11 protein-coding genes are annotated in these 13,219 nt (G+C 70.6%); 3 read left to right on the top strand and 8 right to left on the bottom strand.

The features are described 5' to 3' along the window. The first annotated feature begins 43 nt into the window (after nt 1–43). The gene (locus tag ACIBCT_RS22660) at nt 44–1,720 is read left to right on the top strand and encodes an ABC transporter ATP-binding protein (protein WP_399191837.1); all 1,677 of its coding nucleotides are present in this window, start codon (nt 44–46) and stop codon (nt 1,718–1,720) included. A gap of 230 nt (nt 1,721–1,950) precedes the next feature. Here the strand turns inward: ACIBCT_RS22660 and ACIBCT_RS22655 are convergent, their stop codons facing one another. Further along, nucleotides 1,951–2,088 carry a hypothetical protein gene (locus ACIBCT_RS22655; protein ID WP_399191512.1) on the bottom strand — a complete coding sequence of 46 codons (138 nt, stop codon included), beginning with the start codon at nt 2,086–2,088 and terminating at the stop codon, nt 1,951–1,953. Beyond that, nucleotides 2,079–3,080 carry a magnesium and cobalt transport protein CorA gene (locus ACIBCT_RS22650; RefSeq protein WP_399191510.1) on the bottom strand — a complete coding sequence of 334 codons (1,002 nt, stop codon included), beginning with the start codon at nt 3,078–3,080 and terminating at the stop codon, nt 2,079–2,081. The genes ACIBCT_RS22655 and ACIBCT_RS22650 overlap by 10 nt, the downstream gene beginning before the upstream one ends. Nucleotides 3,081–3,265: 185 nt before the next feature. On the opposite strand from ACIBCT_RS22650, the gene ACIBCT_RS22645 reads away from it, so the two are divergent. Further along, a complete protein-coding gene (locus tag ACIBCT_RS22645) occupies nt 3,266–3,535 on the top strand; it encodes a response regulator transcription factor (protein WP_399191508.1) in 270 nt (89 codons plus the stop codon). Nucleotides 3,536–3,794: 259 nt separating this feature from the next. Here ACIBCT_RS22645 and ACIBCT_RS22640 read toward each other — a convergent pair whose 3' ends face one another. The 5 genes from ACIBCT_RS22640 to ACIBCT_RS22620 all read right to left on the bottom strand — a co-directional run bounded on the left by ACIBCT_RS22640 (nt 3,795) and on the right by ACIBCT_RS22620 (nt 9,781). Beyond that, nucleotides 3,795–4,811 (bottom strand): zinc-dependent alcohol dehydrogenase family protein, encoded by a 1,017-nt coding sequence (locus tag ACIBCT_RS22640; RefSeq protein ID WP_399191505.1) that lies wholly within the window; start codon nt 4,809–4,811, stop codon nt 3,795–3,797. Between the two features lie 414 nt (nt 4,812–5,225). After that, nucleotides 5,226–6,323, bottom strand: a complete 1,098-nt coding sequence (locus ACIBCT_RS22635; RefSeq protein ID WP_399191835.1) for a family 1 glycosylhydrolase — start codon at nt 6,321–6,323, stop codon at nt 5,226–5,228. A gap of 52 nt (nt 6,324–6,375) precedes the next feature. After that, the gene (locus ACIBCT_RS22630) at nt 6,376–7,644 is read right to left on the bottom strand and encodes an MFS transporter (RefSeq protein WP_399191503.1); all 1,269 of its coding nucleotides are present in this window, start codon (nt 7,642–7,644) and stop codon (nt 6,376–6,378) included. A 77-nt stretch (nt 7,645–7,721) separates the two neighbouring features. Continuing rightward, nucleotides 7,722–8,750 (bottom strand): alpha/beta hydrolase, encoded by a 1,029-nt coding sequence (locus ACIBCT_RS22625; protein ID WP_399191501.1) that lies wholly within the window; start codon nt 8,748–8,750, stop codon nt 7,722–7,724. Then, nucleotides 8,747–9,781 carry an alpha/beta hydrolase gene (locus ACIBCT_RS22620; protein WP_399191500.1) on the bottom strand — a complete coding sequence of 345 codons (1,035 nt, stop codon included), beginning with the start codon at nt 9,779–9,781 and terminating at the stop codon, nt 8,747–8,749. The genes ACIBCT_RS22625 and ACIBCT_RS22620 overlap by 4 nt, the downstream gene beginning before the upstream one ends. Before the next feature lie 100 nt (nt 9,782–9,881). Between ACIBCT_RS22620 and ACIBCT_RS22615 the strand changes: the two genes are divergently transcribed. After that, on the top strand, nt 9,882–10,859 hold the full coding sequence (locus ACIBCT_RS22615) for a LacI family DNA-binding transcriptional regulator (RefSeq protein WP_399191498.1): 978 nt from the start codon (nt 9,882–9,884) through the stop codon (nt 10,857–10,859). A 144-nt stretch (nt 10,860–11,003) separates the two neighbouring features. Here the strand turns inward: ACIBCT_RS22615 and ACIBCT_RS22610 are convergent, their stop codons facing one another. Continuing rightward, the gene (locus ACIBCT_RS22610; RefSeq protein ID WP_399191496.1) at nt 11,004–12,338 is read right to left on the bottom strand and encodes a ricin-type beta-trefoil lectin domain protein; all 1,335 of its coding nucleotides are present in this window, start codon (nt 12,336–12,338) and stop codon (nt 11,004–11,006) included. Between the last annotated feature and the right edge of the window lie 881 nt (nt 12,339–13,219).

The following is a 13,219-nucleotide window of genomic DNA, read 5'->3' as shown; positions in this document are numbered from 1 at the left end:
GCCCTCAGCGCCCTCAGCGCCCTCAGCGTCCTCCGTGTCCCCGATGTGGTGGCTGGCCCGCACGGTCGGCGAGCACCGCCGCGCGTTCGCCGCGACCCTCGCCTCGCACCTGTTCGGCCAGCTCGCCACACTCGGCATCGCCGTCATCGCGGCCTGGCTCGTCGGCCACACCGTCGCGGGACGTCCGACACCCCTGAACGTGTTCGCCGGGACCCTCGCCGCGCTCGTCCTGGTCGCCACCCTCGCGACCTGGTGGGAGATGTACGTCGCACACGACCTCGCCTACCTCGTGCTCGCCCGGCTCCGCGGCAAGGTCTACGACGCCATCGCCCGCACCATCCCTTCCCGCCGGCTCGGCAGGCGCAGCGGAGACCTGTCCACGACCGTGCTCTCCGACGTCGAGACCCTCGAGTGGCTCTTCGCCCACACCCTCGCCCAGTCCCTCACCGCCGGTACCGTCCTCACCCTCGGCACGGTGCTCACCGCGATCCTGGACCCCCGGCTCCTGCTCGTGTCACTGCCCGTCACCGTGTGCGTCCTGACCCTCCCGCTGTGGCTGCGCCGGATGTCGCGGCGGCACGGCGAGGAACTACGCGAGGCCACCGCGGAACTGACCGCCGACGTCATCGACACCGTGCAGGGAATGCGGGAGCTCACCGCGTTCGGCGCCCTCGGGCGGCGCCGGGAGGCGCTCACCGAACGCACCCGGCACCTGGCCCGCGTCCAGGCCGCCAACGCCGGACGCGGCGGCCTCGAAGCCGCCCTGCTCGACATGCTCGTCGCCGTCGCCGCGGCCGGGACGCTCCTGGTCGTCGCCGCGCTCGTCCGCTCCGGCGATCTGCCGCTCGCGCACGGGCCCGCCGCCATGGTCCTGGCCGCCAGCGCGCTCGGCCCCGCCACCCAGGTGGCCCTGCTGCTCAAGGAGTACGGCACGCTCCGCGCGGCGGCGGCCCGCGTCCACGGCCTGGTCACCGCTCCGGCCGAGGTGCTCGCGCCCACCGCCGGTCCCGCACCCGCGCCGGGCCCGGACGTGGTCTTCGAGGACGTGCACTTCCGGTACTCCTCCGACGGGCCCGAGGTGTTGCGCGGCGTCTCCTTCACGATCCCGCACGGCAGGACCGTCGCCCTCGTCGGCCGGTCCGGCGCCGGGAAGACGACCTGTGTCTCCCTGCTGCTGCGCTACTGGGACCCCGACCGCGGACGCATCCTCCTCGGCGGCACCCCCCTCGACCAGGTCGCGGACCTTCCCTCCCACGTCACCGTCGTCCCCCAGGACGTCCACCTCTTCGCCGGGACGATCGGGGACAACGTCCGCCTCGGCGCACCCTCCGCCGATCCGGTGCCCGCGCTGGCCCAGGCCCGGCTGAGTCTCGACCCGGACACGACGGCCGGAGAACGCGGTGCCATGCTCTCCGGCGGTCAACGCGCCCGTGTCGCCATCGCCCGCGCCCTGGCCGTCGACGCCCCCGTCCTCATCCTCGACGAGGCCATCGCGAACCTGGACCCCGAGAACGAGGCCCGCCTCGCCGACACCCTCCAGGCCGCCGCCCGCGACCGCGCCACCTTGGTGATCGCCCATCGTCTGTCCACCATCCGCCGCGCCGACCACATCGTCGTCCTCCACGACGGCCGTGTCGCCGAACAGGGCTCCTTCGACGATCTCATCGCGGATCCCGAAGGCCATCTGTCCCGCCTGTTCGAGATCCAGCCGTCGCAATGACATGGGGCCGGTCTAGCGGATCGGGCGGGGGAGCAGGCGTCCTTCGTGCCCGGGCCACACGCCGACGCCGGAGAGCCGATCTTCGTTTCGGTTCGGCGCCCCCTCTCCGGGGGCTCCGGCGGAACCCACCGACTTCGAGCCGGGCGCCTTGTCGCGTCACCGCAGGCCGTGACCGTCCTTGCCGGGTGGCCGGCCGGAGGTCCGGGGGGTCCGGAGGTCGTCGGCGGAGGTCAGTGGACGGGGGCCGAGGCGGCCGGGTCGAGCAGGATGATGACGGTCAGCAGGACGATCCAGGCGATGATCGCGGCGAGCAGGAGATGGCCGACGGAGAGCTTGCGGGGGCGGGGGCCGGGGGGTTTCACAGCCATCCGCTCCTGCGCAGCAGCCGGTGGACGATGAGGACGGCGACGACCATGACGCTCAGGCTGAGCGGGTAGCCCAGCAGCCAGTGCAGTTCGGGCATGTAGTCGAAGTTCATGCCGTAGATGCCGGCGATCATGGTGGGGACGGCGATGAGGGCCGCCCATGAGGAGATCTTGCGCATGTCGGCGTTCTGCTGCATCGCCACCAGGTTCTGCTCACGGCCCATCAGGGCCAGGTGCGCGCTCAGGGCGCTGGTGAGCAGCTCGTTGTGCTCGTCGACCTGGGCGTCGACGCGCAGCAGGTGGTCGAGGACGTCGCGGAACTGCTCCCGGTTGGCCGTGCACGGTTCCACCCGGCCTTTGACGATCTCTTCCAGGACCGGGATCAGCGGGTCCTGGGCGGTGCGGAATTCCAGTACCTCGCGTTTGAGGGAGTAGATGTCGGCGGTGACGTCGGCCTGCTCGCCGCTGAAGACGCGGTGCTCCAGCGCGATGAGGTCGGCTTCGACCTCGTGGGAGACGCGCGAGTAGGTGTCGACGACCTCGTCGCAGATCGCGTACAGCACACCGGCCGGGCCGGCGGCCAGCAGCTCGGGGTCGGACTCGATGCGGTCGCGCACCCCGTTGAGGGGGTTGGCGCGGCCGTGACGGACGCTGATGACGAAGTCGCGGCCCAGGAACAGGTTGATCTCGCCGACCTCGATGTCGGAGGTCTCCTCCAGGTACACCAGCGGCTTGAGCACGATGAACAAGGTGTCGTCATAGCGTTCGAGCTTGGCTCGCTGGTGGGCGTGGATGGCGTCCTCCACGGCCAGCGGATGCAGCTTCACCTCGCTGGTGATCAGATCGAACTCCTGCCGGGTGGGCTCGTGCAGGCCGATCCACAAAAAGCACTCCCCCCGCTCCCGGGCGGTGGTGACCGCATCGCTGATGTCACCGCTGATGGTCTCGCGCACGCCGCCGCAGTAGATGGCCTTGTCTACGATCACATCGGGCATTCTCCCGTATCCGGAAACCCGAAAAAACCGTACCTGTGCTGGCAAGCGCCGTGAAAGGCGCACGAAGCCCGTGAAGACGGGCCATGCGACCCTCGATCGTTGTCTCGCGACGGCTCTGGCCCGGGGCGGCGCCGCGACGGCGGCCGAGAGCGATCGGTCCACAGGATCGGGATGGCGGATGCGTCGTGGACGGTGCCGAACCCGTCACCCAGGTGGCGTGCGCGCGGCGGGCGGGCAGCTCCGACAAGATCGAGGCCCTGGACGCCGGCGCCGACGACCACGTCACCAAGCCGTTCGACATCGAGGAACTCCTGGCCCGCCTGCGCGCGGTGACCCGCCGGCACGGCCCCCCGGAGACCGGGACGGCGCACGTCCCCGTCGGCGACCACCTGGTCGACATTCACGAACAGGCAGACCCTCAAGCTCGGACGATGTCGAATCCGCACCTGCCATGAGGACGTGGACCCGCCGGCCGGCGGACGGAGCGGACCCGGGGATCCTGGAGGGCCGGTCAGGGGCGGGGGTCAGGTGGTGGGCGGGGCTGCGGCGTACTCGGCGTCGGTGACGGGGGTCAGCCGGTGCACGACGTCGTGGCCGGCGTCGCCTTCGTTGATGGCCAGGTGGACCGTCAGCCGGTTCGGCGCGGCGCCGTGCCAGTGCTCCTCCTCCGCCTCGAACAGGACGCGGTCGCCGGGCCGGATGACCTCGACCGGACTAGGGACGCAGGAGGGTCTTGACGGCGCGGCGCTCGTCCATCGCGGCGTAGCCCTCGGCGACCTGGTCCAGGGGAAGGGTGAGGTCGAAGACCTTGCCCGGGTCGATCCGGCCGGTCAGGACGCGGCCGATGAGATCGGGCAGATAGCGGCGCACGGGAGCCGGGCCGCCGCGCAGGCCGACGTGGGAGAAGAAGAGCTCCTGGCCGTCGACGGCGACGTCGTGGGGGACGCCGACGAAGCCGACGTTGCCGCCCGGCCGTGCCGAGTGCAGAGCCTGCTGCATGGACTGGGCGGTGCCGACGCACTCCAGCACGCTGTCGGCGCCGATCCCGCCGGTCAGTTCCTTGATCCGTGCCACTCCCTCCTGGCCGCGCTCGGTGACGATGTCGGTCGTGCCGAACTCGCGGGCCAGGGCCTGGCGGGGTTCGTGCCGGGACATGACGATGATCCGCTCCGCGCCCAGCTCCTTGGCGGCGATCACCGCGCACAGGCCGACCGCGCCGTCGCCGACGACCACCGCGGTGGAGCCGGGCCTGACCTCGGCGGCGTCGGCCGCCCACCACCCGGTGCCCATCACGTCCGAGACGGCCAGCAGCCCCGGCCACAGCTTCGCGTCCGGTACGCCGTCGGTGGCGACCAGAGTGCCCTGGGCGTTGGGGATGCGGACGTGGTCGGCCTGGCAGGTGCTCATGAACTCCCGGTTCACGCAGTTCGACTGGAAGCCGTTGCGGCAGTTCGCGCAGGTGTTGTCCGAGGTGGCGAACGACCCGACGACGAACTGCCCCGGCTTCACCGAGGTCACCCCGGATCCGACCTCCTCCACGAAACCGACGTACTCATGACCCATCGGATGCGGCGCCTCGGTCGGTTCGACACCGCGGTAGGGCCACAGGTCCGAGCCGCAGACGCAGGTCACCGCCGTGCGGATGATCGCATCGGTGGGGTGCAGGATCCTCGGGTCCTCCAGGGTCTCGAGGCGGATGTCTCCGGCGGCGTGGATCACTGTTCCGCGCATGAGTGAGCTTCCTCTGCTTCCATGGCGTGCCGCCTCGATGGACGGGTACGGGCGGCGCTCTGTGGCGGGTATGTGCCCGGAGCGTCAGGCGATGCACCACCCCGGGCCGGGTGCGGGGCCTCTGCCGCGACTGTCTTTACCTGCGGCAGGAGAAGTACCACGCCTTCCAGGCAACCGCCCGCCGGCACGCGGAGCCGGACACCGTCAAGGGGTGTACCGGCACTACACCCCTGCGGTCGCGGAAGGGACGTACCGTCGGGGTGTGGACAACCGTGAACAGGTCCGCGAGTTCCTGACCTCGCGGCGCGCGAAGATCGACCCCGAGCGGGCCGGGCTCCCCTCAGGATCACGTCGCCGGGTGCCCGGGCTGCGCCGCAGCGAGGTCGCGGCCCTGGCCGACGTGAGCGTGGAGTACTACGCCAAACTCGAACGCGGTAACCTCGCGGGCGTCTCGCCGTCCGTCCTGGAGGCCCTGCCGCGCTCTCCGGCTGGACGACGCCGAACGTGCTCACCTGCTGCACCTGGCCCAGGCACCGCCGAACCCGGATCTCCCTCCGAGGAAGGGCTCCGCCTGCTCGCCTCCTGGGCCGCCGGCCCCTCACCCGCACCCCACACCGGCACGGGAGGTCTGCGGGAGGGGCGACGGTGAGGCCGCGGGCCTCCGACCCCTGCGGCCGATACGGTGGGGTGCCGGGTCATGCGGGTTTCTCGGGGTGTGCGGGGGACCGAGCGGGTGCGGATGATCTGCCGGTAGGCGTGCGCGCTGTCCTTGAGGGTGCGTCGCTGGGTGGTGTGGTCGACGTGGACGAGTCCGAAGCGCCGGTCGTGTCCGTACAGGTCGCCGGGCAGAGGCCAGCAGGACCGGCCGCCGCGGGCGGTGGGGGCGTCGCCGCTGGGCGGTGGTGTCGCCGCGGGTGCCGCGCTGACGTGGGCGCCCTGGTAGTAGTTGACGCCCAGCGCGTCGACGGGGGTGGCGACGGTGCGCAGGTCGCCGGCGTGGATCGCGGCGGTGAGGGCGTTCGCCGCGTCGGGCACGGCCGAGGCGAGGTCCCGCAGGATGTCGGCGGGGTAGGCGCCGCGGAAGAGGGGGTCGAGGAACCAGCGGTTGAACTGCCCGTCGAGGCGGCGTGCCGCGTCCCGGTCCCGGTCGTCGCCGGGGTCGACCGGGTCGACGGGGGCGAGGTTGAGGGTGATCCCGAGGGTGAGACCGCCGTCGCGGGCGCGCAGCTCCCGGATCGCCTGGCCGTGGGCGAGGAGGAGGTGATGGGCGGCGAGGAGGCCCTCCGTGACGGAGGTGTGCCCGGGGGCGTGCTGTCCGGCGATGTGCCCGACGAACGCGGAGCACTGCGGTTCGTTCAGCGTGGTCCAGATGGGCACCCGGTCCCCGAGCGCGTCGTGCACGGCCAGGGCGTACTCGGTGAACCGGTGGGCGGTGTCGCGGTGCGGCCACCCGCGGGTGTCCTGGACCGCCTGCGGAAGGTCCCAGTGGTACAGCGTCAGCCACGGGGTGATGCCGTGTGCGACCGGCGTTCGGTGGGCATCGTGGTTCCTTCCGGTCCGGGGGTCAGCGGACGGTGCGGATGGGGAGGACGGCGAGTCCGCCGAGGACGGCGAAGACGATCGCGGCGACGAAGAACACGTCGTAGCCGCCGCCTCCCGCGGCCAGCAGCGGCACGGCGAGGATCGGGACGAGGAGTTGCGGGACCTGGTAGGACAGGGCGACGATGCCGAGGTCCTTGCCCGCCTCGTCGAAGGTGGGCAGGACCTCGGTCATGAGCGCGACGTCGACCGACACGTACGCTCCCTGCGCGGCGCCGACGATTCCGATCCCGGCGAGGAAGACGCCGACGTCGGGGGCGATCATGGCGACCAGGAGGCCGACGGCGCTGAGCAGACCGGCGGTCAGGACGATCGTCTTGCGGCGGCCGGTGCGATCGGAGATCCACCCGAACACCACGGCGGTGACGATGTTGCCGGCCGTGAAGGTCAGCAGCGCGAGCGCCTGGACACCGGACGCTTCCGCGAGAGGGATGTCGAGGCGGTCCAGGATGATGAACAGCAGGTAGGTCGAGATGGCGGTGATCGACATGGTGACCAGGAACCGGCAGGTGAACGCCCAGAAGAAGTCGCGGTAGCGCAGCGGGTTCAGCCAGTACGTCGACACGATGTCCGCGAGGCGGAACCGGGGCGCGGGGGTGTGACGGACGATGTCGTGGAAGCGGAACACCAGCGCGGTGCTGAGCACGGCACCCGCGACGCCGGGGATCACGAACCACGCCCACCGTGCGTCGTTGGGCAGCATCGCCATCACCTGGGCGCCCACGATGAGCCCCAGCCCGGTGGCCACTCCGGTGGCGGCGGCGATGCGGGCGCGGATGCGGGCGGGGATCTGTTCGGCCAGGAGCGCGTGGACGGCCATGTTCGTCGCACCGAACCCGGTCTGCACGATCGCCCATCCGGCGACTGTCCACCCGAGCCCCTGCGTGGTGGCGAGGATCGCGACGCCCACCAGGCCGAGGCCCGCACCGCCGATCAGCCACGGCCGGCGCATCCCGAACCGGGACACCGTCCGGTCCGAGAGCCTTCCGAACAGCGGGGTGATGACGATGATCACCACTCCGCCCACCCCGGCGATGATCGACAGGTTCGTCGTCTTCGACGCGTCGTCGAGAAACGCCAGCGCTTTCGGGATGGACGCGCCGCTGATCGTTCCCAACGCGAGGGTGATGCCGAACCACGCCAGCACGTACGACGGCAGGAACCCGCGCGGCTGTTCGCCTCCGGGGATCTCCTCCGTCGCGGCGGATGCCGGGTTGCGATCGTCGCCGGGCATGGTGGCGGGTGTGAGGGGGGTGGAAGAAAACATCATCGTCTCCGGGGGAGGTCGTGCTGTCGGATCAGGTGGAGGTGTCAGGCCGGGCGGGCCGCGGCGCCCGGGGCCCCAGGGGCTCCAGGGGCTCCAGGGGCTCCAGGGGCGTGGTAGACGTCGCGCAGTGCCGCCGCGACGCGGTGCTGCCAGGTGCGGGCGGGTTCGAAGGTCGCGGTCAGGCCCGGGGAGCCGTGCACGTGCCCGCGGCCGATCTCGGTGATCGTCGGCACGCCGGCGGCGATCAGGCGGGCGCCGTACGCGAGAGCGGCGTCGCGGAGCGGGTCGTGCTCGGCGACCTGGATCAGCGTGGGAGGGAGCCCGGTCAGGTCCGCGGCGTCCAGTGGTGCCGCGAACGGTGTGGTCGTCCCGTCCGGTCCCAGGTACAGCGCGGCGAGTCGTTCGTACCCGTCGAGGCCGAACCCGCGCGCGTACTCGACGGCGGACGCGCCGAACGGGGTCAGGGCGAGCGCCGGCACCTCGAGGGCCTGGTGGACGAGCGCGTGATCACCGCGCTCGCGCAGATGCAGGACGGTGCTGGCGGCGATGCCACCGCCGGCCGACGCGCCACCGATCCCGATCCGCGACGCGTCCACCCCGTACCGGCCCGGGTGCGTACGCAATGCGTCGAGCACCGCGATCGCGTCCTCGACCGCGGCGGGGTAGGGATGTTCCGGCGCCAGCCGGTAGTCGAGGGAGATCACCTGGATGCCGGCGTCGGCGGCGCGCGCGGCGAGGAGCCGGTCGTTGACGAGCTCGTCGATCGATCCGGAGACGAACCCGCCCCCGTGCAGGAACAGCTGGGTCGGCATCGTCCCCTCCGTTGCGTCCGGCCGGTATCGGCGCACCCGTCGCGGGCCGATCGGGGTGCCGACGGTCTCCGTCGCGATGTGCACGCGCGTGGGCGCTTCCGCGGTGAACTCACGTGCGAGGGCGTCGGAGAGAGATCGTTCGGCCGCCCGGCGCAGGGGGAGGTCGGTGCCGGTCAGGTCGGGGAGCTCCGCGGAGAGGGACGCGATCCGTGCCGCCCAGGCGTGAACGGCCGGCGGCAGGCGTGCCTGGGCGGCGTTCATCGGTGGTCCCCGGCGGGGCGGGCGGGTGCGGGGTAGTCGGTGGCGGGCTCGTGCAGGGTGCGGAGGCCTGCGATGATGTCGCGGTGCAGGTGGTCGGCCGCCGCGGTGTGGTGCCGGTAGCCGCCCGAGCCGTGGGTCTGCCCGACGTACCGCACGCAGGTCGTGGGCACGCCCGCGGCCGCGAGCGCCCTCGCGTACGCCTCTCCGTCGCCGCGCAGCACGTCCTTCTCCGCGGTGAAGATCAGCGCGGGAGGAAGCCCCGCGTGGGTGCTCGCGAGCAGCGGTGACGCGTACGCCTCGCGCCTTATCGCCCGCCGGGGGCCGAGATAGTCACGCACGATCGGTTCCGCCGAGCGCCGGAGAACGAGACGCGGCAGCACCGGGGAGGTCGCCCACGGGTCGAGATGCCCGAACGTCAGATCCAGGACGGGCGCCTCCAGGATCTGCATGCGGACGGGACGATCGCCGCGATCCCGGTTCATCAGCGTGACGGCCGCGGCGAGGTTGCCGCCCGCGGAGGCTCCTCCGACGGCGATGCGGGAGGCGTCCCCTCCCAGTTCGGCGGCGTGCCCGGCGGCCCACTCGAACACGCTCCAGCACTGTTCGGGCTGGGCCGGATACCGCACCTCCGGGGCCAGCGAGTACTCACCGGCGACCACGATGATCCCCGCGTCGGCCGCGCGCGCCCGGAACATCGCGTCCCACCCGCGCCAGTCCAGACCACCCATCGTGAACGACCCGCCGAAGAAGTACACCAGGATGGGGACGCCTGCGGCCCGTACGGGTTCGCTGCGTCGCTCGCCGGGCCAGAACACCCGCAGCCGCACCCGCGGGTGATCCGCCACGTCGACGATGTGGTCCTCCGTCGCGACCGGGGCGGGAACGAGTCCGAGCAGGTCCGCGGCGGCCGCGTCCATCGCCTTCACGTGCTCGCGACGGGCGACGGGATCGGTGGGCATGCGTCCGGCGCCGGCACCGAGCCGGCGATCGACGGCGACGACGAACGGGTCCACACTGGAGCGCTTCCACATGATCAATAACCTTTCCGAATCTCACTATGTACAATCGAAGAACTTCGATACAAGTTTTTTATCGCGGACGTGCACGACAGCGAGAAGGTGAAGGACGGGTATGCCGAAGCGGGCCACGATCTACGATGTCGCGAAAGAGGCGGGTGTGAGCATCTCGACCGTGTCGCTGGCGATCAACCATCCGCAGCGGGTGAACGAGGCCACCCGGCGCGTGGTCATCGACACCGCGGTCCGGCTCGGGTACCGGGGGGCCACCCCCGCGTCGGCCGGCAGAAGGGTCGCGGTCGCGGCCCCGTTCTCGGCCTACCCCTCGTACTACACGCGGCTCACGGGCATCCTCGCCGCGAGCGTGACGGCCGGAATCGAGGTCATCGTCCACGACCTCCCGTCGACCGCGGCGGAGGACGCGCCGGTGCTCGACGCCCTCCCGGTGAAAGCGAACATCGACGGCATCATCGTGATGGGCGCCCCGCTGTCCGGGCAGGCGACGAGGACGGAATCACTGCCGGGGCCGCCGGTCGTGCTCGTCGACGTGCCGGACGGTGCGCGGCATCACCCCGGCGTCCCGAGCGTCCTCATCGACGACCGTCGAGGCGGAGCCCTGATCGGCGAGCACCTCGCCGGCCGGGGACACCGCAAGGTCGCGTTCGTGCACGAGACTCAGCGCTCCACCGACTACCTCTCCGCCGGGATGCTCCGGGCGCAGGGGCTCGCCGACCATCTCACCTGCGTGGACGTTCCCGTGAACGACCCCACCGCCCCGTGGCCGGAACTGAGCTCGGCGATGGAGGACGAGAGGATCACGGCGGTCGTCGCCAACCACGACCGGCTCGCCGCCGCCCTGCACGGCCCTCTCTCGACGATCGCCGAGCGGCCGATGGCGCTCGCCGGCTACGACGGCAGCGAGCTCGCCGCCGCGCTCGGGCTCACGACCGTGTGGCAGCCGTTCGAGGAATCCGGGCGCGCGGCCATGGGCCTCCTCACCCAGCTCATCAACGGTGAGCACGCGCACCTGAACTCGATGAGCCTCACCCCGCGGCTCGTCGCTCGTGCCAGCACGGCCGGCGCGGTCCACTGAGAGCGTGACTCGTCCGGTGAGCCGGTGGTGGCAGGCAGGGGCATCGGCGATGCCGACGAAGGACGCGAAGTGGCCGGCGCGGCGTCGGTGGGTCAGGTCCAGGCGAAGTCACCTGGACCTGACCCACCGTCGGCTAGCAGGTGGTCATGCCCTGGTCCATCGCTGGGTGGCCTGGCCGTTGCACGTGGCGACGGTCACCGTGGAGGTGTTGCCGGTGCCGGTGACGTTGAGGCAGAGGTCGTTCGCGCCGCTGGTCACGGTGCCGTTGGAGTTGAAGGTCCACTGCTGGTTGCCGTTGGTGTGGCAGTCCCACAGTTGCACGCGGGTGCCGGAGCCGGCGTTCGTGGGGGAGTCCAGGCATTTGCCGAGTAGCCGGAGCCTGCCGGAGTCGTGGGTGAAGAGCTGGTTGGCGTTGGTGTGGCAGTCGTAGATCTGCAACTGGGTGCCGTTGGCGCCGGCGCCGTTGGGGGAGTCGACACAGCGCCCGGCGCCCTCGTTGCGCAGGCGGAAGCTGGTCGTGGGGGTCGGGGTGACGGTCGGGGTGGGCGTGGAGGTGCTCTGGAACTGGGAGATGAACTTCCACACCTCTCCCTTGGCCCAGGTCTGGGCGCCGTTCTCGGTGTAGGTCCCGTCCACCGGGGCGGGCGTGTGGCCGTTGTCGTACGCGGCCCAGACGACGGGGTACCCGGCGCGGCACCCCGAGTAGGCGGTGACGATGTGCGTCCGGCTGCCCGAGGCCGGTTCGGGCGGGTTCTGTGCGGTACAGCCGTTGTTGCGGACGAACCTGTCCCGCAGTGTCCGTCCCTGCGAGATGTTGAGGACGCTGTCGGTGATGCCGTGCAGCCCCATGTAGGCGATGGGCTGGGTGCCGCCGCTGCATCCGCTGAGCTGCGCGCCGGCGAACACCGCGACCGCACGGAAGACCGTGGCGCGGCTGCACGCGAGGGAGAAGCTCATGCCGCCGCCGTAGCTGAACCCCATGGCGAAACGTAGCGAGGAATCGACGCAGAGATCCGCCTCCACCCGCCGCATGATGTCGTCGAAGAGGACGACGTCCTCGCCGTTGGAGTTGGCCCAGCCGTTGTTGAGACCCTGCGGCGCGATGAAGATCGCGGTGTTGTTCGCCAGCTGCCGCTGTCCGTAGTAGGACCATGAGGCCCCGCTGCTTCCGCCGGAGTCGACGTCGTTCATGGTGCCGTTCAGCCAGTGGATGCCGAAGATCAGGCGATAGGGGGTGTTGTTGTTGTAGTTCGCGGGAATTCGCAGGATGAAGCTGCGATTCTTTCCGCTGGACTGAATGGTGTGTGTCCCGCTGCTCAGCGTCGGGTTCTTCCCACATCCTGCGGTTCCCGCGAGCGCGACGGTGGTGGACGCCGAGGTTCCCGTGCCGCTTCCGCTGCTCATCGCCGCGTGTCCTGTCAGCAGGACGAAGGCCGCCGCGAGCGCCACGACCCCGAGGACGGACCTATGCTTCAGCATTTGCGATTCCCTCTGGTCGTGAGGACCGGACCGACGACAAAGACATGTTCTGCCTTCCTCTCCATCAGTGGCATCGAATTCCCGGAACTGCGAAACAGAAATGTGTGAGCGTTAACATCGAACAGCGCTCATTGATGTGCCGCTTGTCGCTGCAGGGGTGTGATGCAAGGGAGCAAATATGGCCTGACCGTGGGTGTCAAGTGACGTGCTCCGCGGCCCCGGACGCCGGGCCCGCGGGGTGCGCCCCCGTGCGTGCCGACCAGGGAAGGTTCGTGACCGCTTTCGGTACGCGGAATGAAAGTTTCGTGTCGAAGGGGTCGACGTTCGCCGGGCAGAGGGTGGCGACTCTGTCGATGTGATCATGGAATGGCGTCGTAATTCACATCATTCCTCACCTATAGTTTTCGTCAAAATTACGATACTTTCGGTGCGGATCGGTCGACTCCGGCTATGTCCGGCCGCGCATCCTGGCCGACATCGGCCTTGGTGGCGTGTGCGAGGAAGGACGCCGGCAGATACGACGGTCCGAACCGGATCGCGCATCGCGACGGGCCGCAACGGCGACGCGGCGGCGCGATGGACGGTCACGATCCGCTGCCGCTCTCCTGCCGTATGAATCTACATTGTAAAGGCAATCGAATTTTTCAAGATTAAAAACATAAGAGGACTGAAGACCCGACAACAAAGAACAGGGCTCGCGCAGGCCGTCTCGATGCTTCCCGGATCACAGCCCGGCCGACGGTACGGGCGGAGATCCGGTTGCCGAGGGTCACTCCGGGGCCGGGCCGTCCGGACGGGTGGCTGTGACCGTCCGCGATCTTCGGTCCTTCGCCGAAGCGCGGCTGCAGCCGGTCGAGATGCTCCACCCAGGGTTCATACGG

This window comes from Streptosporangium sp. NPDC050855, from assembly GCF_044456585.1.
GTDB classification, from domain to species: Bacteria; Actinomycetota; Actinomycetes; order Streptosporangiales; family Streptosporangiaceae; genus Streptosporangium; species Streptosporangium longisporum.
This window is presented reverse-complemented; position numbering and strand designations above follow the sequence as displayed.

What these genes read in the sequence shown, in the direction of transcription:
- ACIBCT_RS22640 (WP_399191505.1), bottom strand. Translation starts at nt 4,811, where the DNA reads ATGCGCGGAACAGTGATCCACGCCGCCGGAGACATCCGCCTCGAGACC.
- ACIBCT_RS22655 (WP_399191512.1), bottom strand. Translation starts at nt 2,088, where the DNA reads ATGGCTGTGAAACCCCCCGGCCCCCGCCCCCGCAAGCTCTCCGTCGGC.
- ACIBCT_RS22625 (WP_399191501.1), bottom strand. Translation starts at nt 8,750, where the DNA reads ATGAACGCCGCCCAGGCACGCCTGCCGCCGGCCGTTCACGCCTGGGCG.
- ACIBCT_RS22610 (WP_399191496.1), bottom strand. Translation starts at nt 12,338, where the DNA reads ATGCTGAAGCATAGGTCCGTCCTCGGGGTCGTGGCGCTCGCGGCGGCC.
- ACIBCT_RS22630 (WP_399191503.1), bottom strand. Translation starts at nt 7,644, where the DNA reads ATGCCCGGCGACGATCGCAACCCGGCATCCGCCGCGACGGAGGAGATC.
- ACIBCT_RS22620 (WP_399191500.1), bottom strand. Translation starts at nt 9,781, where the DNA reads ATGTGGAAGCGCTCCAGTGTGGACCCGTTCGTCGTCGCCGTCGATCGC.
- ACIBCT_RS22660 (WP_399191837.1), top strand. Translation starts at nt 44, where the DNA reads ATGTGGTGGCTGGCCCGCACGGTCGGCGAGCACCGCCGCGCGTTCGCC.
- ACIBCT_RS22615 (WP_399191498.1), top strand. Translation starts at nt 9,882, where the DNA reads ATGCCGAAGCGGGCCACGATCTACGATGTCGCGAAAGAGGCGGGTGTG.
- ACIBCT_RS22650 (WP_399191510.1), bottom strand. Translation starts at nt 3,080, where the DNA reads ATGCCCGATGTGATCGTAGACAAGGCCATCTACTGCGGCGGCGTGCGC.